The sequence below is a fragment of the Pseudomonas sp. AF03-9 genome, from assembly GCF_020515815.1.
In the GTDB taxonomy this organism is placed as follows: domain Bacteria; phylum Pseudomonadota; class Gammaproteobacteria; order Pseudomonadales; family Pseudomonadaceae; genus Aquipseudomonas.
The window spans coordinates 51,839-71,014 of sequence record NZ_JAHPJF010000016.1 but is presented as its reverse complement, the minus strand read 5'-3'; the positions used below and the strand labels follow the sequence as shown (position 1 = coordinate 71,014).

General features: G+C 62.0%; 19 protein-coding genes. 9 read left to right on the top strand and 10 right to left on the bottom strand.

Going from position 1 to position 19,176, the window contains the following annotated elements:
- Positions 1-5: 5 nt before the first annotated feature.
- Positions 6-875 carry a LysR family transcriptional regulator gene (locus LIY36_RS20200; protein WP_226456829.1) on the bottom strand — a complete coding sequence of 290 codons (870 nt, stop codon included), beginning with the start codon at positions 873-875 and terminating at the stop codon, positions 6-8.
- A gap of 75 nt (positions 876-950) precedes the next feature.
- On the opposite strand from LIY36_RS20200, the gene LIY36_RS20195 reads away from it, so the two are divergent.
- Together LIY36_RS20195 and hppD are read left to right on the top strand one after the other, a co-directional pair.
- Positions 951-1,865 (top strand): DMT family transporter, encoded by a 915-nt coding sequence (locus LIY36_RS20195; RefSeq protein ID WP_226456828.1) that lies wholly within the window; start codon positions 951-953, stop codon positions 1,863-1,865.
- A 249-nt stretch (positions 1,866-2,114) separates the two neighbouring features.
- On the top strand, positions 2,115-3,191 hold the full coding sequence (hppD, locus tag LIY36_RS20190; RefSeq protein WP_226456827.1) for a 4-hydroxyphenylpyruvate dioxygenase: 1,077 nt from the start codon (positions 2,115-2,117) through the stop codon (positions 3,189-3,191).
- A 54-nt stretch (positions 3,192-3,245) separates the two neighbouring features.
- Here hppD and rarD read toward each other — a convergent pair whose 3' ends face one another.
- The 3 genes from rarD to LIY36_RS20175 all read right to left on the bottom strand — a co-directional run bounded on the left by rarD (position 3,246) and on the right by LIY36_RS20175 (position 6,286).
- Entirely contained in the window at positions 3,246-4,127 is an 882-nt protein-coding gene (rarD, locus tag LIY36_RS20185) for an EamA family transporter RarD (protein WP_226456826.1), read from the bottom strand.
- Between the two features lie 163 nt (positions 4,128-4,290).
- A complete protein-coding gene (locus tag LIY36_RS20180) occupies positions 4,291-5,301 on the bottom strand; it encodes an aldo/keto reductase (RefSeq protein WP_226456825.1) in 1,011 nt (336 codons plus the stop codon).
- An 82-nt stretch (positions 5,302-5,383) separates the two neighbouring features.
- Positions 5,384-6,286 (bottom strand): LysR family transcriptional regulator, encoded by a 903-nt coding sequence (locus LIY36_RS20175; protein WP_226456824.1) that lies wholly within the window; start codon positions 6,284-6,286, stop codon positions 5,384-5,386.
- A 101-nt stretch (positions 6,287-6,387) separates the two neighbouring features.
- Between LIY36_RS20175 and LIY36_RS20170 the strand changes: the two genes are divergently transcribed.
- Positions 6,388-7,092 (top strand): SDR family oxidoreductase, encoded by a 705-nt coding sequence (locus LIY36_RS20170; protein WP_226456823.1) that lies wholly within the window; start codon positions 6,388-6,390, stop codon positions 7,090-7,092.
- A gap of 83 nt (positions 7,093-7,175) precedes the next feature.
- Here LIY36_RS20170 and LIY36_RS20165 read toward each other — a convergent pair whose 3' ends face one another.
- Positions 7,176-8,486, bottom strand: a complete 1,311-nt coding sequence (locus LIY36_RS20165; RefSeq protein WP_226456821.1) for an MFS transporter — start codon at positions 8,484-8,486, stop codon at positions 7,176-7,178.
- A gap of 160 nt (positions 8,487-8,646) precedes the next feature.
- Here LIY36_RS20165 and LIY36_RS20160 point away from each other — a divergent pair, with 160 nt between their 5' ends.
- The 4 genes from LIY36_RS20160 (at position 8,647) to LIY36_RS20145 (ending at position 12,677) form a co-directional block, all read left to right on the top strand.
- Positions 8,647-9,753: a sugar diacid recognition domain-containing protein gene (locus tag LIY36_RS20160; RefSeq protein WP_192300030.1), complete on the top strand. Its 1,107-nt coding sequence runs from the start codon at positions 8,647-8,649 to the stop codon at positions 9,751-9,753.
- A gap of 91 nt (positions 9,754-9,844) precedes the next feature.
- Entirely contained in the window at positions 9,845-10,984 is a 1,140-nt protein-coding gene (locus LIY36_RS20155; RefSeq protein ID WP_226456820.1) for a glycerate kinase, read from the top strand.
- A gap of 54 nt (positions 10,985-11,038) precedes the next feature.
- Entirely contained in the window at positions 11,039-12,103 is a 1,065-nt protein-coding gene (locus LIY36_RS20150; RefSeq protein ID WP_226456818.1) for a DUF1176 domain-containing protein, read from the top strand.
- A 61-nt stretch (positions 12,104-12,164) separates the two neighbouring features.
- Complete coding sequence (locus LIY36_RS20145; protein WP_226456817.1) at positions 12,165-12,677, top strand: GNAT family N-acetyltransferase; 513 nt, start codon at positions 12,165-12,167, stop codon at positions 12,675-12,677.
- On the opposite strand, the gene LIY36_RS20140 is transcribed toward LIY36_RS20145, so the two are convergent.
- The 3 genes from LIY36_RS20140 to ccoN all read right to left on the bottom strand — a co-directional run bounded on the left by LIY36_RS20140 (position 12,674) and on the right by ccoN (position 15,093).
- On the bottom strand, positions 12,674-13,366 hold the full coding sequence (locus LIY36_RS20140; RefSeq protein ID WP_226456816.1) for an aspartate/glutamate racemase family protein: 693 nt from the start codon (positions 13,364-13,366) through the stop codon (positions 12,674-12,676). The two genes, LIY36_RS20145 and LIY36_RS20140, sit on opposite strands and share 4 nt — an antisense overlap.
- Before the next feature lie 90 nt (positions 13,367-13,456).
- Entirely contained in the window at positions 13,457-13,666 is a 210-nt protein-coding gene (locus LIY36_RS20135) for a cbb3-type cytochrome c oxidase subunit 3 (RefSeq protein WP_192300035.1), read from the bottom strand.
- A complete protein-coding gene (gene ccoN / locus LIY36_RS20130; protein ID WP_226456815.1) occupies positions 13,666-15,093 on the bottom strand; it encodes a cytochrome-c oxidase, cbb3-type subunit I in 1,428 nt (475 codons plus the stop codon). Before ccoN ends, LIY36_RS20135 begins: the two co-directional genes overlap by 1 nt.
- Before the next feature lie 261 nt (positions 15,094-15,354).
- Here ccoN and LIY36_RS20125 point away from each other — a divergent pair, with 261 nt between their 5' ends.
- Together LIY36_RS20125 and LIY36_RS20120 are read left to right on the top strand one after the other, a co-directional pair.
- Positions 15,355-15,849 (top strand): hypothetical protein, encoded by a 495-nt coding sequence (locus LIY36_RS20125; protein ID WP_226456813.1) that lies wholly within the window; start codon positions 15,355-15,357, stop codon positions 15,847-15,849.
- A gap of 72 nt (positions 15,850-15,921) precedes the next feature.
- The gene (locus LIY36_RS20120) at positions 15,922-16,593 is read left to right on the top strand and encodes a DUF3313 domain-containing protein (protein ID WP_226456812.1); all 672 of its coding nucleotides are present in this window, start codon (positions 15,922-15,924) and stop codon (positions 16,591-16,593) included.
- Here LIY36_RS20120 and LIY36_RS20115 read toward each other — a convergent pair.
- Complete coding sequence (locus tag LIY36_RS20115; RefSeq protein WP_226456811.1) at positions 16,590-17,600, bottom strand: DUF3829 domain-containing protein; 1,011 nt, start codon at positions 17,598-17,600, stop codon at positions 16,590-16,592. The two genes, LIY36_RS20120 and LIY36_RS20115, sit on opposite strands and share 4 nt — an antisense overlap.
- Positions 17,597-19,147, bottom strand: coding sequence for a J domain-containing protein (locus tag LIY36_RS20110; RefSeq protein ID WP_226456810.1), 1,551 nt, complete (start codon positions 19,145-19,147; stop codon positions 17,597-17,599). The genes LIY36_RS20115 and LIY36_RS20110 overlap by 4 nt, the downstream gene beginning before the upstream one ends.
- Between the last annotated feature and the right edge of the window lie 29 nt (positions 19,148-19,176).

The following is a 19,176-nucleotide window of genomic DNA, read 5'->3' as shown; positions in this document are numbered from 1 at the left end:
GGCGCCTACCCATAAATCCGTTGTGCTATTTGAATGAACGCCAGGGTCGCCGGGCTCGCCTGGCGTTGATCCAGCACCCCCAGGCCGATTTCGCGTACGACCGGTGGGGACAGGGCGCGTACGACATAACGCGGGTCCGGCGTTGGCGGCAATGAAGCCTCGGCCACCACGCTCAGGCCATCACCGCGACTGACCGCCTCCAGCGTACTGAGCAATTGCGCGCAGCGGTAGCGTACTTTGGGTGTCAGTCGCGCAGTGCTGAATAGCCGTGAAACCAACTCCAAGGAACCGGCCTCAGTCAGTATGAACGGGTCGTTGCACAGCGCCTTCAACGCCACGCTAGGCTGCGCAGTCAGCGGGTGTGCCGCCGGCAGCAAGGCGACCATCTGGTCTTTGAACAACGCAAAGGTATCGAGGCGCTCCTGTTCGAGCACCACGAAACCCACATCGACCCGCCGCTCGTCCAGCCATTGCAGCACCTGGCGGTCCGGCCCTTCATCCACGTGCACTTCAATCCCCGGATGTTCGTGGCGAAACTGCGTGAGGATAGGCGGCAGCAAGCGGTTGGACGCAGTGGGGCCGAAAGAGCCGATGCGCAACGTGCCACGTTTCATGCCGCGGGCATCGGAAGCTTCCTGTTGTAGGGTATTGGCCACGCCCAGCAGAGTGCGGGCGCGCATGACCAGTTGCTGGCCGATATCGCTGAGTTCGATCTGGGCCTGATGCCGCCGAAACAATTCGACGCCCAGTTCCTGCTCAAGGGCCTTGATGGCATGGGATGCCGCCGATTGGCTGATACCCAGCCGATGCGCTGCGCTGGTGAAGCTGTGCAGCTCCGCCACCCGCGAAAAAATTTCCAGTTGCGTGAGTGTCATGAGTATTTACTCATTTTACGATGATCGGTCATTACCCGGAGGATACGCCAATATCCACCGTAAAGAGCCCCGTTGATGACTGACCGCCTGACCTACCTGAAGCTTTGCGCCGTGACCATGATCTGGGGCGCCACTTTCGTTGCCGGACGTTACCTGGCTACCGGCGTCGACCCGCTGCTGGCGGCGACCCTGCGGTTTATGTTGGCCAGCGCCGCGCTGCTGGGCTTCATGGGCGCTACCCGCGTGCGCCTGGTGCGGCCACGCGGTGGGCAACTGATGCAGTTGGCCGTGCTGGGGTTCTTCGGGATTTTTTTCTACAACTTGTGTTTTTTCTACGGCCTGCACTACATCAATGCGTCGCGGGCATCCCTGATCGTTGCACTGAACCCGGCGGTTATCGGTCTGGCCGCGTGGCTGCTGTTCAAAGAACGCTTGGGCGCCGGCAAATGCCTGGGGATTGCCTTGTGCCTGGGCGGGGCGGGTGTGGTCATCATCAGCCGTAATCCACAGCTACTCATCAGCACCGACCAGGCCTGGCTGGGCGACGTGCTGGTGTTCGGCTGCGTGGTGGGGTGGGGCGTGTACTCCCTGTATTCACGAACCCTCAACCAAAGCCTGGGGCCGTTGCAAACAGTAACGTGGTCCATCCTGCTGGGTACCGCCATGCTCGCGACCGTCACGGCCGTCAGCGGCAAACTCACGCTGGCCGCGGTGGCCGCGATCCATCTGCCGCAATGGCTCAGCCTGCTGTACCTCGGCGTATTGGGCTCGGCACTGGCCTACATCGCCTGGTACGACGGTATCCGCCGCATCGGTGCAACCCGCGCCGGGGTCTTTATTGCACTCAACCCACTGACCGCGGTGATCTGCGGCGCACTACTGCTCGACGAGCAACTGACGTCGCCCATGCTGCTGGGCGGTGCAGTGATCCTGCTGGGCATCTACCTGTGCAACAAACCCCTTGCGCAGCCCAGGGCAATGGGGATTTGATAAGAGTACGGACAAATACTGTTACGCTGTGTAGAATCGATTTACGCATACAAGAATATGGACTTGCGCTCACACAAGCCTCGGCCGTCAGAGACTGATGTAACCATGAAGCTACTCGGCTCCCCCCTCATCTTTGGTGACTTCCTCGCCCGCAGTGTGCGAGGCCTTTCCTGCGCGCCACCGTCAGACCTCATCCTTGCTCGCACATAACTCGATGGTTAATGACAAGAAATGATGAGGCGCCAAATCATGGCAGATCTATACGAAAACCCAATGGGCCTGATGGGCTTTGAATTCATCGAATTCGCATCACCAACGCCGGGCGTCCTGGAGCCGATCTTCGAGATCATGGGCTTCAGCAAAGTGGCGACCCACCGTTCGAAGAACGTGCACCTGTATCGCCAGGGCGAAATCAACCTGATCCTCAACAACGAACCCCACAGCATCGCGTCCTACTTCGCGGCCGAACACGGCCCGTCGGTATGCGGCATGGCGTTTCGCGTCAAGGACTCGCAACAAGCCTATAACCGCGCCCTTGAGCTGGGCGCGCAGCCGATCCATATCGAGACCGGCCCGATGGAACTGAACCTGCCGGCCATCAAAGGCATCGGCGGTGCGCCGCTATATCTGATCGACCGTTTCGGCGAAGGCAGCTCGATCTACGACATCGACTTCGTTTTCCTCGATGGCATGGACCGCAACCCCCAAGGCGCCGGCCTCAAGGTCATCGACCACCTGACCCACAACGTCTACCGTGGGCGCATGGCCTATTGGGCGAACTTCTACGAAAAACTGTTCAATTTCCGCGAAGCGCGCTACTTCGACATCAAGGGCGAGTACACCGGCCTGACGTCCAAGGCCATGAGCGCCCCGGACGGCATGATCCGCATCCCGCTGAACGAGGAGTCCTCCAAGGGCGCCGGGCAGATCGAAGAGTTCCTGATGCAGTTCAACGGCGAGGGCATCCAGCACGTGGCATTCCTCACCGACGACCTGGTCAAGACCTGGGACAAGCTGAAGAATATCGGCATGCGCTTCATGACCGCACCGCCGGACACCTACTACGAAATGCTCGAAGGCCGCCTGCCGAACCACGGCGAGCCGGTAGACCAACTGCAAGCCCGTGGCATTCTGCTGGACGGTTCGTCCATCGAAGGCGACAAGCGCCTACTGCTGCAGATCTTCTCGGAAACCCTGATGGGCCCGGTGTTCTTCGAGTTCATCCAGCGCAAGGGCGACGATGGATTCGGCGAAGGCAACTTCAAGGCATTGTTCGAGTCGATTGAGCGGGATCAGGTGCGTCGTGGAGTGTTGGCCACCGACTGACGTCCTCGAAAAATAAAAAACCCGGTATTCACCGGGTTTTTTCAGGCCTGTCATTCATGCCTTGCGCTGGCGTACCAGATGCTTGAAGCCCTCGTACACCAGCACCATCACCGCCAGCCAGATGGGGATATAGGTCAGCCATTCGCCGCCCTTGATCCCTTCACCCAGGATCAGCGCCACGCCCAGCAGTAGCACCGGTTCCACATAACTGAGCAGCCCGAACAAACTGAATGCCAGCAAGCGGCTGGCAATGATGTAACTCACCAGCGCTGATGCACTGATGACCCCGAGCATGGGAATCAACCCATACAACTTGGGGTGGCTGTCCATCACCGCAAAACCTTGCTCGCCGTGCTGCACGAACCACGATGCCACGGGCAGCATCAACGCCATATCCAGCCACAGCCCGCCCAAGTGGTCGGTGGTCAGGTACTTGCGCACGATGAAATAGACGGGGTAACCGATGATCACCACCAAGGTCGCCCAGGAAAAACCACCGGCCTGATACAGCTCGTTCAATACCCCGAGCCCGGCAAAAAGCACTGCGATCTGCTGCAGGCGCGACAAGCGCTCGCCGTACACCAGGCGTCCGGTCAGCACCATGGTCAGCGGCAACAGGAAATACCCCACCGATACATCCAGGCTGCGCCCATTGAGCGGCGCCCACATGAACAGCCACAACTGCACGCCCAGCAACGCCGAAGACAGCAGCACACCACCGATCAGCCGCGGCTTGTGTGCAAGCATCTGCAGCAATTCCCACACCCGTCGCCATTCGCCGCTGATGATCATGAACACCGTCATGCACGGCACGGTCAGCAGCATGCGCCAGCCGAAAATCTCCAGGCCGCTCAATGGCGTGAGCAGTGATGTGAAGTAATACATCACGCCAAACAACACCGAGGCCAACACCGATAACACCACACCTTTAGACACGCAGTCCTCGCGAAACCGATTGAGACAAGAGAGGAGGGGATTATGGTGCTTTTGGCGTGAAAGAGGTGCGCTGTTTTGGGGCGTTTTCCAGGAAAATCTCCCGCCCGTCCAATCTGTCCCAAGGGCGCTCGCCACAGCAAGCGCCCTGGTCACGACAGTGCGGTTACGTCCGTGCGACTCGGCCCGACACAAAATGCCCGACATCATTGAACCCCGGCGTAGACGAATGCCCCGGCGTCACCAGCGAATCAATAAACGCCTCATCCGCTGCCGTGACCTTCACCTCCAGCGCCCCAATGTAGGCATCCCACTGTGCTTCGGTACGCGGTCCGACAATCGCCGAGCTCACCGCGGCGTTGTTCAACACCCACGCAATCGCAAATTCGACGATCCCCACGCCACGCCCCTGGGTGTATTGCTGGATCTGCTGGGCGATGCGCAGCGACTCCACGCGCCATTCGGTTTCGAGGATGCGCTTGTCCTGGCGCGCGGCGCGGCTGCCGGCTTCGGGCGTGACATCCGGCGCGTACTTGCCGCTGAGCACCCCCCGCGCCAGTGGGCTGTAAGGCACCACGCCCAAGCCATAGGCCGCCGCTGCCGTGAGTTGCTCGACCTCGGCCTGACGGTTGACGATGTTGTACAGCGGCTGGCTGATCACCGGCTTGTCGACACCCAGGCGCTCGGCCACCCGGATCACTTCGGCAATGCGCCAGCCACGGTAGTTGGACAGCCCCCAGTAACGGATCTTGCCCTGGCGGATCAGGTCGCCGATCGCCGAGATGGTCACTTCCAGCGGCGTGTCATGGTCTTCGCGGTGCAGGTAATAGATGTCCAGGTAGTCGGTATCGAGGCGGGTCAGGCTGGCTTCCAGGGCATTGAAGATGCGCTTGCGGCTCAGGCCGCTGCGGTTGGGCAGGCCATCGGTGGGGCCGATCGCGACTTTGGAGGCGACGATCCAATCGTCACGATGACGGGCGATGGCCTCGCCGACGATTTCCTCGGAGCGCCCACCGGTATAGACGTCAGCGGTGTCGATAAAATTGATGCCCTGGTCCCAGGCCTTGTCGATGATGCGCAGCGAGTCCTCGGTGTTGGTCTGCTCGCCAAACATCATGGTGCCCAGGGTCAAGGCGCTGACCTTCAAGCCGGACTGGCCCAATGTGCGGTAGATCATGGATAGCTCCTTTCTGGCGGTGAAACGTGGGTTATGCAATACCAGACTCGCAGGCTCTGGAACAAGCCCCGCACGCGTTTCTTCATGTGCTCAGCAAGGCCTGGCAACGCTCCTGGAGAAATCGATGCAGCACCTTCACCCGCTCCGACACTTGCAGCCGATGTGGGCACATCAGGTTCAAGGGGGCGGGCTCTCCCTGCCAATCGTCGAACAGCGCCAGCAGCCGGCCAGCGCGAATATCGCCGATGACATCCAGCCTGGCCTTGTAGGCAATACCGTGCCCGGCCAATGCCCAGCGGCGTACGATTTCGCCGTCATCACTGAGGAAATCTCCGCTCACGTCGACGTCTTGCAGCTCGTTGGCGCGGCGAAAACGCCAGGTCTTGCTGATCTGGCCTTGGCGCATGTACCGCAGCGCGCTGTGCTGCGACAGCTCCAGGGGCGCCTGGGGCGTACCGTGGCGTGCAAGGTACGCGGGGCTGGCGACGGCGACGCGGCAATGCTCGGGGGCGATCGGCAGCGCCACCAGGCTGGAGTCCTGGGGCACGCCAAAGCGCAGGGCGATGTCGATGGTTTCGCGGAACAGGTCGGCATTGCTGTCGTTGAGCATCAGTTGCAGGCGGATATTGGGGTGTTGGGCCTTGAACTCATCCAGCCAACCGAGCACCACATTACGCCCGAAGTCCGATGGCGCGGCCACTTGCAGCAGGCCGCTCAGGCCTTGGTTTTGCTGCTTCAGCGCCTGCTCGCCCTCCGACAAGGCGGCCAGCGCCACGCGCACGCTGTCGAGGTAGCGCCGGCCTTCTTCGGTCAGGCGCATGCTGCGTGTAGAACGGGCCAGCAGACGAAAACCCAGGCGCGTCTCCAGGCGCTTGAGGGCGATGCTCGCGGCCGCAGGCGTCAGGTTCAGGCCTCGCGCAGCCGCCGAAAGGCTGCCGGTGTCGGCGGTGCGCACGAAGACTTCCAGATCAAGGATCGAGCTCATTTATAAAAATCCTTTAAAGATCTTGTCGTTTTACCGGGATTTTTCGCCGATTACCAAGCTGAGAAGATGAACGCTCACTTTCTCAACCAGGACAGTTCTTCATGACTTCTCCCCTGAACGGCAAAACCGTGATCGTCATTGGTGGCAGCAGCGGTATAGGCGCGGCCGTGGCCAAGGCTGCCGCCGCCCGAGGCGCCCACGTGGTATTGGCTGGCCGCCGCCTGACGTCGAGCGCCGAACACGGCCTGCGCAGCGAGCCGGTGGATGTCACCGACGCAGCCTCCCTACAGCGCCTGTTCGAAAACGTCGGGCATTTTGATCACCTGGTCTACACCTCGGGACCGAACGTACGCGCCAAGGCCCTGACAGACACCGATCTGCACGAGGCCCAGGACAACTTCAACGTCAAACTCTGGGGCTCGTTGCGTGCGATCCAACTGGCGCTGCCATTCCTTGACGCGCACGGCAGCATCAGCCTGACGTCCGGGCAGTTGGGCCGCAAAGTGGTGCCGGGGCAGTTCATCAAGATCGGCATCAATGCCGCGACCGAGGCACTGGGCAAACAATTGGCCAAGGAGCTGGCGCCGCGTCGGGTCAATGTGATCAGCCCGGGGGTGATTGATACGCCCGCGTATGCAGGCTTGGCCGAAGAGCAGCGACTGGCGATGTTCGCCAAGGCGGGCAGCGCGTTGCCGGTTGGTCGGGTAGGGCAGGCGGAAGAAGTGGCGGCAGGTTACGTGCTGGCCATGGAAAACGGCTACATCACCGGCAGTGTCATCGACATCGACGGCGGCGGCCTGTTGTAACTGCGCAATAGGCCTTTGGGAGATGGCGTGTGTAGGAGCGAGCAAGCCCACTCCCACACACGCCATCTCCTACATGGGCCGCGTTAAACCTTGAGGCTGCGGGTCATGCGCAGGGCCAGCACGCTACCGGCCACAATCACCGCCGCCAGCAGGTACAACGCCATGTCCGTCGACCCGGTGGCATCCTTCACAAAGCCGACGATATAGGGGCTGAGGAACCCGGCCATCTGTCCCATGGAGTTGATCAACGCCAAGCCACCTGCCGCCGCGCCTGCGCTGAGCATGGCGGTCGGTACTGGCCAGAACATCGGCAGGCCAGTGAGGGCGCCCATCGTTGCGATGGTCAGGCCAAGAATCGCAATGGCTGGCGTCGTGGCAAAGTTCACCGCAATCACCAGACCTATCGCCCCCATCAACATCGGCACCACCAGGTGCCAACGACGCTCCTTGCGCAAGTCGGCGGAGCGCCCCACCAGCAGCATGAAGACCGCCGCCAACAGATACGGGATTGCACTGAGCCAGCCGATTACCAGGTTATCGCTGAAGCCCAGGTTCTTGATGATCGACGGCAGCCAGAAGTTGATCGCGTAGACACCGCTCTGAATGCAGAAATAAATCAGGCCAAACGCCCAGATCGCCGGGTTCTTGAACACTTCGGCGAGGGAGTCGGTGGTGGTCTTGGGCTTATTGGCCAGGTCAGTCGCCTGATCGGCCTCCAGTACCGCACGCTCGTGGGGCTTGAGCCACTTGGCGTTGGCGAAACTGTCACTGAGCAGGAAGTAAGCCAGGCCACCAAGGATCACGGTCGGGATGCCTTGCAGCAGGAACATCCATTGCCAGCCGGCGAGGCCACCCTGGCCGGCGGCGAAGTGATTGAGGATCCAGCCGGAGAACGGGCTGCCCAGCAAGCCCGAGACCGGAATCGCCGACATGAACAGCGCCATGATCCGCCCACGTCGGAACGTGGGGAACCACTGCGAGAGATACAGCACAACCCCCGGAAAGAACCCGGCCTCGGCAGCCCCGGTAAACAGACGCAGGGTATAGAAGTGCGTCGGCGTGGTGACGAACAGCAGGCACGTAGACAAGGTGCCCCACACGATCATCATCAGCGCAATCCAGCGCCGCGGCCCGAACCTGGTCAGTGCCAGGTTGCTCGGCACGCCGCACAGCACGTAACCGATAAAGAAGATCCCGGCACCCAGGCCGTACACGGTTTCGCTGAACTTCAAGGCATCGAGCATCTGCAACTTGGCAAAGCCAACGTTTACCCGGTCGAGGTAATTGAACAGATAGCAGATGAAAATGAAGGGGATCAGGCGCAGGGTGATGCGCTTGTAGATGGCGTTTTTATCGTCATCGGTAGCCAGTGCGGCAGTGGCGCTCTGTGACATGGCAGTCTCTCTTTATTATGATTTTTCGCGATGCGAGGGTAACGTTGATCGCCTAAACAGTCTCGGTGACGTGACGGGGTACTGTCTTTGTGCTCGCGCACAGTGAACCTCCCTTTGCGCTGTGCCGGTGAACAACCCGCTTTTTCAGGAAAATAGCCCCATGTTCGAGCTGGATCATGACTTGGCGCAGGATATTGTCGATCGCACCATGGCCATCCTGCCCTACAACGTCAACGTCATGGACAGTCAGGGGCTGATTCTCGGCAGCGGCGAGCCGGAGCGCATCAATACTCGTCATGAAGGCGCGCAACTGGTGCTGGCCAATGGGCGTGTGGTGGAAATCGATGGGCAGACCGCCAAGCACCTCAAGGGCGTGCAGCCGGGGATCAACCTGCCGCTGCTGCATGACCAGCGCCTGATCGGCGTACTCGGCATCACCGGCGAACCGGAAGGCTTGCGCACTTACGCCGAGCTGGTGCGCATGACCGCTGAAATGCTGGTCAGCCATCGCCATCAGCAGGCCGAGCAACAATGGCGGCGCCAGCGTTGCGACGATCTGCTGGCGTTGCTGCTGGCCGAAACCGGCGACTCCCCCCGTCTGGTGGACGAAGCCCAGCAACTGGGGCTCAAACCGCAACTGGCACGCACGCCGTACCTGTTTGAACTGGGCCCGGGCCAATCGGCAGAAGCCTTGAATGCCTGGCTGACCTCGCGCTACCCCGACAGCTGGTGTGTCAGCTCGGCGCAGTTTTCCCTGCTCTGGTGCCGCCCGGCAGCCCTGCCGGTGGATAACCCACGGTTGCTGGAAAAGCTCGAAGGCCAGGGCTGGAACATCCTGCGCGTCGCCGTCGGCGGGCAAGCCGACGGTTTGCCCGGGCTGCGCCGTTGCTACCGCCGTGTCGGCGATTTGCTCGCCTATGGCCGCGATGTCCTGCCGCACACACGGCTGCTGACCCTCAACCGCTTTCGCCTGCCGGTCATGCTCTGGCGCCACCGCAACGATGATGCCCTCGACGAGTTGCTCAACCCCCTGCGCAAGGTGCTGGCCAAGGACGCCAACGGCCAATTGCAGGCAACCCTGCGCAGTTGGTGCGAGCACGACGGCCAGAGCCAAGCCTGCGCCGATGCCCTGGGCATCCATCGCAACAGTTTGCGTTACCGCATGGAGCGCATCGCCGAACTCAGTGGCGTCGACCCACTGACCCTGGACGGCATGCTCGCGCTCTACCTCGGTGTTCAGCTGTTGCCCCAGGCTTTGTCGGAATGAACAACAAAGCCCAGCCGCACTTGTGCATCGGACCGGCGTCATCGGCGCTGCCAACTGGCAGCATGGGCGTTATAAAAACCGGAGAAAGCCCATGAAGATCATCATCGCCCCCGACTCGTTCAAGGACAGCCTGAGTGCCGAAGGCGTCGCCCAGGCTATTGCCCAAGGCTTGGCCGACGTCTGGCCGGATGCGCAGTTGCTCCAGTGCCCAATGGCGGATGGGGGTGAAGGTACGGTGGAATCGGTACTCGCCGCCTGTAACGGCGAACTGCGCAGCCAAACAGTGCAGGGACCACTGCGCGGTACGGTTGACGCGCGTTGGGGCTGGCTGGCCGACAGCCACACAGCGATCATCGAAATGGCCGAAGCCAGCGGCCTGCAACGGGTACCACCGGGGCAGCGCGACGCCTGTTGCAGCACCACATTCGGCACCGGCGAACTGATTCGCGCCGCACTCGACCTGGGTGCACAGCGCATCATCCTGGCGATTGGCGGCAGCGCCACCAATGACGGTGGCGCCGGCGCGATGCAGGCGCTTGGCATGCAGTTGTTCGACGCCCAGGACCAGCCGTTGCCACCGGGTGGCCTGGCCTTGTCGCGCCTGGCGCGGATCAATCTCGAGCGGCTTGACCCACGCCTGGCCGAGGTGCGCTTTGAAATCGCTGCCGACGTCAATAACCCACTGTGTGGCCCTCATGGCGCCTCGACCATCTTTGGCCCGCAAAAAGGTGCCGATCCCACGCAAGTGCAACAACTGGATGCCGCCCTCAGTCACTACGCCGACCACTGCGCCCAAGTCCTGCGCAAAGACGTACGCGACGAACCCGGCAGTGGTGCGGCCGGTGGCCTCGGTTTCGCCGCCAAAGCTTTCCTCGGCGCACAGTTTCGCGCCGGTGTGGAAGTCGTCGCCGACCTGGTCGGCCTCGACACCGCCGTACGCGGTGCCGACCTGGTGATCACCGGCGAAGGCCGCTTCGACGCCCAGACCCTGCGCGGCAAAACTCCGTTTGGCGTGGCGCGTATCGCCCAGCGGCACAATGTGCCGGTGATCGTCATCGCGGGCACCCTTGGCGACGGTTATGCGCAAATGTATGCCCACGGTGTCGATGCCGCGTTCGCCTTGCCGTCCGGTCCGATGAGCCTGGAACAGGCGTGCAGCGAGGCACCACGGTTGTTGCGCGAACGGGCCGCGGATATTGCGCGGGTGTGGCGCACTGCCGCTCGACGCTGACGCAACGCCCCAGACATGGGACAATCCGCGCCTTTTTCGACACGGAGAGTCCCCATGCTGCGCCGCTTACTTCCGGCCCTGTTGCTGGCCGCCATCACCCCTCAAGCCTTGGCTCAACCGCCTGTGGAAACCGTGCCATTGCTACGGGAAATCAAGCAGTGGGTCATCGGTTGCGACAACCTGCGCAATTGCCACGCCCTCAGCGCGCCCAGCGGCGTCGACGAAGAGGACTACAGCTCGCTGACTTTGCATCTCTGGCATCAGGCCGGGCCTGAAGGCTATCTGCGTTTGCGCTTTGACCATCGCGGCCAGGCCGTGGACCTTTCCACCCTGCGGCTGGACGGTCAGCCGCTGGGGCCGGACCTGACCCGCGACTTGCACGTCGAGCTGGACGATCAGGGCGGCGATCCCGACATGCAGTCCTACGGCGTGATCGAAGAGGCCGCGGCGCGGCGTCTGTTGCAGCGTTTGCGCAATGGCCAGCGCTTGCAGTTGCCGGGTGAAGACGAGGCCCACGTATCGCTGAGCGGGCTGAGTGCAGCGTTGCTGTTGATGGATGCGGTACAAGGGCGGGTGGATAACGTCACCGCACTCGCACGGCCGGGCAAGGGGGCCGCGAGTGAAGTGCCGCCGCGCTTGCCGCCCCCCGTGCTGCGTCGGTTCGAAACCGCGCCACCGCTGAGCGCGACAGAACAAGCCGGGCTGGTCGCCGCCGCATTGCAGGCGGTCACGCCGGAGGAGGGTGAAGCCGAAGCCAACGTGGGCGCGCTGTCAGAGAAGGAAGCGATGACTGTCACGCGTTATGACTGCGCAGCCTACAACTGCGAGTTCGATGTCAGCCGCCGTGAACGACAAGCGCCCTACAAACAAACTCAGTTGAAACTGCAGCCATTGCCGCTGGACGCGGCGGAACTGCAAGGCTCGGTCGGCTACGACGAAAGCACCGGCACCCTCAGTTACTTCTACAAGCAGCGTGGGATCGGAGACTGCGGTGGCGGTGGCGTCTGGGTGTTTGACGGCAAGGCGTTCCAGCTCAGCGAGTTTCATGTGATGCCGCGCTGCACCGGCGTGGCTTATGGCGATTGGCCGTCGTTGTGGACGACTCAGCCGGCACCCTAGCCAGCGGGCGGGCGTGGCCTCTACACTGGGCGGCCACTTGTCTTTCAAAGGATGAAACACAATGCACACGCCTGAACCCCATATCGTCATCCAGCGTTTTACCGAGGCCCACCTGGAGGGCGTCGCCGCGCTCTATAACGAACCGGCCGTGTGCCGTCAGGTGCTGCAAATGCCTTTCCAATCGATTGAGGCGTGGCGCAACAAGCTGGAAATGGACAACGAGCGGCGCCTACAGCTGGTGGCGGTGCATGGCGGGGAAGTGATCGGCCAACTCGGCCTGGAACAACAGCTGCGTGTGCGCCGCAGCCATGTCGGATCGTTCGGCATGGGTGTGGCCCCGGCCTGGCAGGGCAAGGGCGTGGGCTCGCGCCTGCTGGCGGCCGCGCTGGACGTGGCCGACAACTGGATGAACCTGCGCCGGGTAGAGCTGACGGTGTACGCCGACAACGAAGCCGCGCAGCAGTTGTACCGCAAGTTCGGTTTCGAGGTGGAAGGGCGCATGCGCGATTACGCCGTGCGTGACGGCGCGTTCGTCGACACCGTGAGCATGGCGCGCCTGCGCCAATCCGCCTAGTCCTGCAACGCGAACGCTACCGCAGCCTGCGCATGCAGCTCGGTGGTGTCCAACAGCGGCAACTTGCTGTGCTGCGGCTTGATCAGCAGGCCGATTTCCGTACATCCGAGAATGATCGCCTGGGCGCCGCGCGCGGCCAGGGACTCGATCACCCGTTGGTAGACCTGGCGCGAGGCTTCGCTGATCACGCCGACACACAACTCCTCGTAAATGATCCGGTGCACCGCTTGGCGCTCGTCCGCGTCGGGCACCAGCACGCTCAAACCGTGGTCGGCCAGGCGTGACTTGAGAAAGTCCTGTTCCATGGTGAACGCCGTGCCCAGCAAACCCACGGTCAAGGTGCCTGCTGCAACAGCGGCCAACCCCGCCGCATCGGCGATGTGCAGAAACGGAATCGACACTGCCGCCTCGATACGCGGCGCCACCAGATGCATGGTGTTGGTACACAGCACGACGCAGTCGGCCCCGCCGGCTTGCAGGCGCCGCGCAGCCTCTTCGAGGATCAGCGCGGCGTCGTCCCAACGCCCGGCGTGTTGTGCCTGCGCCACCGGGCCGAAATCCACGCTGTAAATCAACAGTTGCGCCGAGCGCAGCGGGCCCAGTTGCTCACGCACCTGCTGGTTGATGAGGCGGTAGTATTCGGCGCTGGACTCCCAGCTCATGCCGCCGATAAGGCCGATGGTGCGCATGCGATGCTCCTGACAGGGGTAGTCGGCCCACCTTACCCATCGACCACGGATTAGTCATACGCAGTTGTCCACCAAATCGCCGGTGCAGTTTCACATGTCGAGGTTGATCCAGCCCGGTTTGGCATGTTCCGGTGCAACCGCGTTGACCTGTTTGCCGGTGGCCTGCTCCACCCGTTGTGCCACCTCGGGATCGTCGGCGAAGGGGAGCAGGCTGGCGTCATCCAGACTCTGCTCGGATTGCCCGCGCAAGCAGTACTCCACGGCGCCATACAGGCACATCAACAGCAACCAGCCCCACATCAGGCGATTCGCGCATCTAGCTGGGCCATGCGCACGTCGGCGCTGCGCACAGTTCGCCAGGTGTTGTAGGCCATCAGCAGCATGCCCGCCAGGAAAAACACGCCACCGGCGAAACGTACGACAAACCCCGGATGGCTGGCCTGCAAGGCTTCGACAAACGAGTAGGTGAGGGTGCCATCATCGTTCCCCGCCCGCCACATCAGGCCCTGGGTAATACCGTTGACCCACATCGAGGCGATGTACAGCACCGTGCCGATGGTCGCCAGCCAGAAGTGCAGGTTGATCAGCGGCACACTGTGCATCCGTTCGCGGCCGAACACCTTGGGGACCATGTGGTACAGCGAGCCGAACGTGATCATCGCCACCCAACCGAGCGCGCCGGCGTGCACGTGGCCGATGGTCCAGTCGGTGTAGTGGGACAGGGCGTTGACGGTCTTGATCGCCATCATCGGGCCCTCGAACGTGGACATGCCGTAGAACGCCAGCGACAACACCAAAAAGCGCAGGATCGGGTCGGTGCGCAACTGATGCCAACCGCCGGACAAGGTCATCATGCCGTTGATCATCCCGCCCCAACTCGGCGCCAGCAGGATCAGCGACATTGCCATGCCCAGTGACTGCGCCCAGTCCGGCAGCGCGGTGTAGTGCAAATGGTGGGGCCCTGCCCAGATATACAGGGTGATCAATGCCCAGAAGTGCACGATGGACAGGCGATAGGAATACACCGGCCGCCCGACTTGTTTCGGCACGAAGTAGTACATCATCCCGAGGAAGCCCGTCGTCAGGAAAAACCCTACGGCGTTATGTCCGTACCACCACTGCACCATCGCATCGGTCGCCCCGGAATACACCGGGTAGGACTTGAACCAATCCACCGGGATCGCCAGGTGATTGACCACGTGCAACATGGCGATCACCAGGATAAACGCGCCGAAAAACCAGTTGCCCACGTAGATATGCCGGGTTTTGCGCCGTACCACGGTGGTGAAAAACACCACCGCGTAGGCTACCCACACCACCGCCATCCACACCGCACCGGAGAACTCGATTTCGGCGTACTCCTTGGTGGTGGTGTAGCCCAGCGGCAGGCTGACCAGCATGATCACGATGACCGACTGCCAACCCCAAAAGGTAAACGCGGCCAAGCGGTCGGAAAACAGCCGCACCTGGCAAGTGCGCTGCACCGCGTAATAGCTGGCGGCAAACTGTGCGCTGCCGGCGAAGCCAAAAATCACCAGGCTGGTGTGCAAGGGCCGCAGGCGGCCAAAGGTGGTCCAGGGCAGATCAAGGTTCATTTGCGGCCAGACCAGCTGCGAAGCGATCCACACGCCCATGGCCATGCCGACAACACCCCAGGCGATGGTGGCAATGACGAATTGACGGACGACTTTATAGTTATAGGCCTGTCCGATTGTTGCTGTGCTCATGCTCAGTCCTCCCACGGTTCCAAGTGGCGGGCACTGTAGGAAGAGTGACAAAAACAAAACAGCCTCAGTAAAAGCTCATTAATGCGGATCAGTTTGTTTGCTATGAAAACAAGGCCATTGGCGGCGCTGATCCGCTATTTATCGCGGGACCTGCGCTTTTATCGCACTGCACCGCAATGGCCCCGGGCTTTAATCGTACGGTGTGTGACGGCATCTGCCATGATCAGCCCTCGCGACCTGGCTCACCCAAGGAGTTCCGCAATGGACGATGTACAGCAACTGGGCGAGATGCTTCGTCATTACGCCAACACCGAAGCGCACAAAAAACAGCAATTTGATGTGCAGTCGGCCCGTTGGGCGCAAAAGCTAGGCGAGTTGTTCGGGCAGATTGAGCAGTGGCTGGAGCCGGTCAAGACAGTCGGGTTGCTTGAAGTCCACCGAGAAGCTTATGTGGCGAGCGGCCCGAGCGTCCCGGTGGAGACCTCGACCTTCAAGACCGAGAAGTTGAACGTGCAGATCACCGGCAAGACCGTGGAGTTTGTACCGGATGTCATGGGTGCGGGCGGCTTGATCTCGGTGGCGGTAATGGGCCTGACGGCCGCGCGTCACGGCAGTGTCTCGCTGGTGTTGCCGGCGGATAAAAACGACTGGTTATGGAAGAAAACCAACGGCCTCAAAGACCCGGACACCTTTGGCTTTGATGCGAATTTCCTGGCCTCGCAGTTACAGGGCCTGATTCCACGTGAACGCAGCTGAGCCGGCTATTTCTCCAGAGTTGGCTATACCTACAGCTCGATGTTTCAGTGATGATCGCCAAGGAGTGCCGTGATGAAACCAAGACTAATGCTCAGCGCGCTGTGCGTTGCCTCCATCGCAATGGCAGGCTGCGCCAGCAAAATCACGCAACCGGATGAATATTCCGGGTTTCTTTCCGACTACAGCCAGCTCAAGGAGGCCAAGTCGCCGTCGGGCGCCGAAGTGATGCGCTGGGTCGATCCCAAGCTCGACCTGAGCCGCTACCACGCGGTGTTTATCGAGCCGACCCAGTTCTACCCCAAGCCCCAAGCCAGCGCAAAAATTCCCGACAGCACCCTCAATGGCATCAACGCCTACTACAACCAGGCGCTCAAGCGTGAACTGGAGAAATCCCTGCCGCTGGCCAAGGCCCCAGGCCCCGGGGTGGTCGTGGTACGCGCAGCGATAACCGCCGTCAGCAGCAAGACCGAAGCGCTCAAGCCTTACGAGTACATTCCGGTGGCGCTGGCCGTGGCGGCGGTGAGTACCGGCGCGGGTATCCGTGACCAGGAAACCACGTTGGGCACTGAGGCACAGTTTCTCGACGGGGCCAGCGGCAAGGTGCTTGCCCAAGTGGTGCGCAAAGGCACCGGCAAGCCGCTGGCCAACGACGCGCAGGTAATGAAGGCCGATGACGTCAAGAGTGTGATCGATGGCTGGGCATCAGACCTGCATCAGTCTTATCTAAAGCTGAAAAGACCCTAGAACGTGTTGCGCGCCTGGCGATTGTAGTAGCTGAGCAGGCTGTCATAGCGGCGGGCGACGACATAATAGTCGTCGCTCAGTTGCTGCGGCGACGCGTGATCAAGCCAATCGTTGAGCAACGCATGCATCGCCTCAAGGTAGGCGTCGACGCTCGGTTTGACGCTGTACCAGAGGTAGGCCGCGTCCTCGTCGCGGGCGGTGCGCGGGACACCTTTGGCGAAGCGTTCAGTGTTCTCGCCAGCCACCTGCACGGCGGCCGCCAGCGTCGCCAGCGCTTGGGGCGTGAGGCTGGCGTTGCGCATGCCCTGGTCGACCTGGTTGATTGCCTGGCGCGCTGTGATCATGTAATTGAGCACGTGCCAGTGCAGGTCTTCGCCGAAACGAGCTTTTAGCAGGGTCAGTTGCGCGGGTCGCAAGCGCTGTTCCTCGCGTTCCAGCGCGCGGCGCAGCTCGGCGGAGATCGACGTGTAGGCCGCGCCTTCTTTGAGCATGTTCTTCCTGAGCAGCGCCAACATGTTGTCGTTGAACAAGCGTTCGTAGGCCGCCGACTGTGGCTGGGACGACTTGGACGCGTAGATCAACCCGGTGATGGCATTCAGGCTCGGCACGAACCGCTCGGCTACGCCGATCAAGCGGCTACCGGGTTGCTGGCTCTTGAGTTTGAGCGCGATGTTTTCACCGCAGACATCTTTCTGGATCACCCGCGCCTCGGGCTCGGTGGTATCGCCGAATTCGCTGCGGTTGTGCGGATAGCCGGCGGGGTACAGTGTTGACTGCCCATCGCTGAGGTTCGGGTTGGCGCGGCGGTAGTACACCAGCCGCGTATCGCGGTCGACGCGGTTGACGCAATCGATGAGCGGTGCCAGCGCGCTGGCCATTGCCGTGTCGGCGCCATCGCGTTGGTCCCACCACAACCCCACCAGTTGCACTTGCCTGGCGGCACCGGCGAGGCCAAACAGGCCCATGACCAGCGCAATGCCGAGGGCAATAAACCAATTGGAATTCATTGTGCAGCCTCCTGGCCATACCACTGCTCCTGCGTCGCAGGGGCCTGGCAGTGTTCGGCGGTGCGCGGCATGCGGCTGCACAAACGCTCGGTCCACTGTTGCAGGCCTTGATTGCGAGTGACCAAGTAGTGGTTGTCGAGCACCTTCAAGCCGCCGTACAGCGCGATGCCGCCGACGACGCACAGCGCAATAGCGAGGTTGGTCTTGCGCGGGTTGCGCACGGACCACGGCGTGTGTTGGTTCATGAACGGCCGCTTGACTGCACCGATCAACGCCAGTGCCAGCACCAGGGTCAGGCTGGCGAGGGGGCCGAACCAGTAACCGAGGACGGCGACGAGCACCCCACCGGGCAGCAGATCACGAAGCGGCAGCAAGGGCAGGTGAGTGGGGCTGAGCCAGCGCGGCAGGCGCTGGCTCAGGCGCTCGTCCTGCAAGCGATATTGATGCGCCAGCGGCCGCCAGACCTGCCATGCCACACCCGCGCCTATTGCAAAGGCCAGCGACCACAACAGCCCTAGGCCGACAGTCGGGACGACGTTGCCGTGCAAGGTGTCGGCCTGCCCGAAGGTGCCGACCACACACGCCAACAGCAGCGCCACCAACCATGGCCAGGTGTCCAGGCTCTTGTCCCAACCTTGCCAGAAATACACGGTGCCACCGGGCATCGCTTCGGCCACGGCGACGTGTTCGGCGTAGATGTCCGCGCTGAGTGCCTGGCAAGCCTGCCAGTCGTCTTCATCCAAGCGCTGGGCAAATGCGCGACGCTGACCGAGTGTCATCGGTGCCAACAGCAAGCGGGCGGCGCGTTGCTGGGGGCTGTAGGGCGGCTGTTCGGCCAGTGCACGCTGCTGGGCCAGGAACAGCGGTGCCTGCTGGCGGCGCAGCAGCAACGCCCACTCATCGGCAGGGCAGCTGTGGTCCGCGCCACCGTGCCAGCCCTGGCCGACGCAGACCGCGTCAAACACCGCGCTCGACCAATAACGGTTGTTTGCCAGCAGCCTGGCCAGCCATTCGTTGAACCAGTCGGCGTGGGGGTATTTGCTCACCCACGTACGCTCGTTCCGTGCGGCATAGGCGGCTAGGAATGCCCCGTCGTGTTGTTGCTCAAGGGCCTCGTACAGAGGTTTTTGCAATGCGGTGCGTTGTTGGTATTCCAGGGTTTGCATCAATGCAACGGGCAGTTCCAGGCGCTGCCAGGCCGTCATCCAATTGAACGTTTCGAACGCCCACCGGGTGTCGGCGGCGTCGAGTTCGCCATCGACACTGCGTTGCAACAGGTGAATTTCGAAGAGCAGCAGCGTGCCGTCGGCCATCGCGGCTTGATAGCGCTGGTCGAGGCTGATGCCCGTTTCCTCGACCAGCACCTCGGGGGCCTCGTCGTACGCTTGCGCACTCCACGCCGACGCCGCTTCGTAGGCTTCGCGCAAGCGCTGGAAGCCCTCGGGGTCGTCATCCGGACGGGTCTTTTTCAGTAACGCCGCGTATTGACGCTTGATTGCGCGGCTATCGGCGTCCGGGGTGAGGCCGAGGACATTCCAGCAAGTCATATGCAGTACAACTCCATAAACAGCAGGGT

Coding starts and splice junctions, on each gene's coding strand:
- LIY36_RS20155 (WP_226456820.1), top strand. CDS start 9,845: ATGAAGATCATCATCGCCCCCGACTCGTTCAAGGACAGCCTGAGTGCC.
- LIY36_RS20170 (WP_226456823.1), top strand. CDS start 6,388: ATGACTTCTCCCCTGAACGGCAAAACCGTGATCGTCATTGGTGGCAGC.
- LIY36_RS20115 (WP_226456811.1), bottom strand. CDS start 17,600: ATGAATTCCAATTGGTTTATTGCCCTCGGCATTGCGCTGGTCATGGGC.
- LIY36_RS20120 (WP_226456812.1), top strand. CDS start 15,922: ATGAAACCAAGACTAATGCTCAGCGCGCTGTGCGTTGCCTCCATCGCA.
- LIY36_RS20175 (WP_226456824.1), bottom strand. CDS start 6,286: ATGAGCTCGATCCTTGATCTGGAAGTCTTCGTGCGCACCGCCGACACC.
- LIY36_RS20180 (WP_226456825.1), bottom strand. CDS start 5,301: ATGATCTACCGCACATTGGGCCAGTCCGGCTTGAAGGTCAGCGCCTTG.
- LIY36_RS20135 (WP_192300035.1), bottom strand. CDS start 13,666: ATGTGGGGCTGGTTGCTGTTGATGTGCCTGTATGGCGCCGTGGAGTAC.
- hppD (WP_226456827.1), top strand. CDS start 2,115: ATGGCAGATCTATACGAAAACCCAATGGGCCTGATGGGCTTTGAATTC.
- LIY36_RS20160 (WP_192300030.1), top strand. CDS start 8,647: ATGTTCGAGCTGGATCATGACTTGGCGCAGGATATTGTCGATCGCACC.
- LIY36_RS20150 (WP_226456818.1), top strand. CDS start 11,039: ATGCTGCGCCGCTTACTTCCGGCCCTGTTGCTGGCCGCCATCACCCCT.
- ccoN (WP_226456815.1), bottom strand. CDS start 15,093: ATGAGCACAGCAACAATCGGACAGGCCTATAACTATAAAGTCGTCCGT.
- LIY36_RS20165 (WP_226456821.1), bottom strand. CDS start 8,486: ATGTCACAGAGCGCCACTGCCGCACTGGCTACCGATGACGATAAAAAC.
- LIY36_RS20125 (WP_226456813.1), top strand. CDS start 15,355: ATGGACGATGTACAGCAACTGGGCGAGATGCTTCGTCATTACGCCAAC.
- LIY36_RS20195 (WP_226456828.1), top strand. CDS start 951: ATGACTGACCGCCTGACCTACCTGAAGCTTTGCGCCGTGACCATGATC.
- LIY36_RS20110 (WP_226456810.1), bottom strand. CDS start 19,147: ATGACTTGCTGGAATGTCCTCGGCCTCACCCCGGACGCCGATAGCCGC.
- LIY36_RS20140 (WP_226456816.1), bottom strand. CDS start 13,366: ATGCGCACCATCGGCCTTATCGGCGGCATGAGCTGGGAGTCCAGCGCC.
- LIY36_RS20145 (WP_226456817.1), top strand. CDS start 12,165: ATGCACACGCCTGAACCCCATATCGTCATCCAGCGTTTTACCGAGGCC.
- LIY36_RS20200 (WP_226456829.1), bottom strand. CDS start 875: ATGACACTCACGCAACTGGAAATTTTTTCGCGGGTGGCGGAGCTGCAC.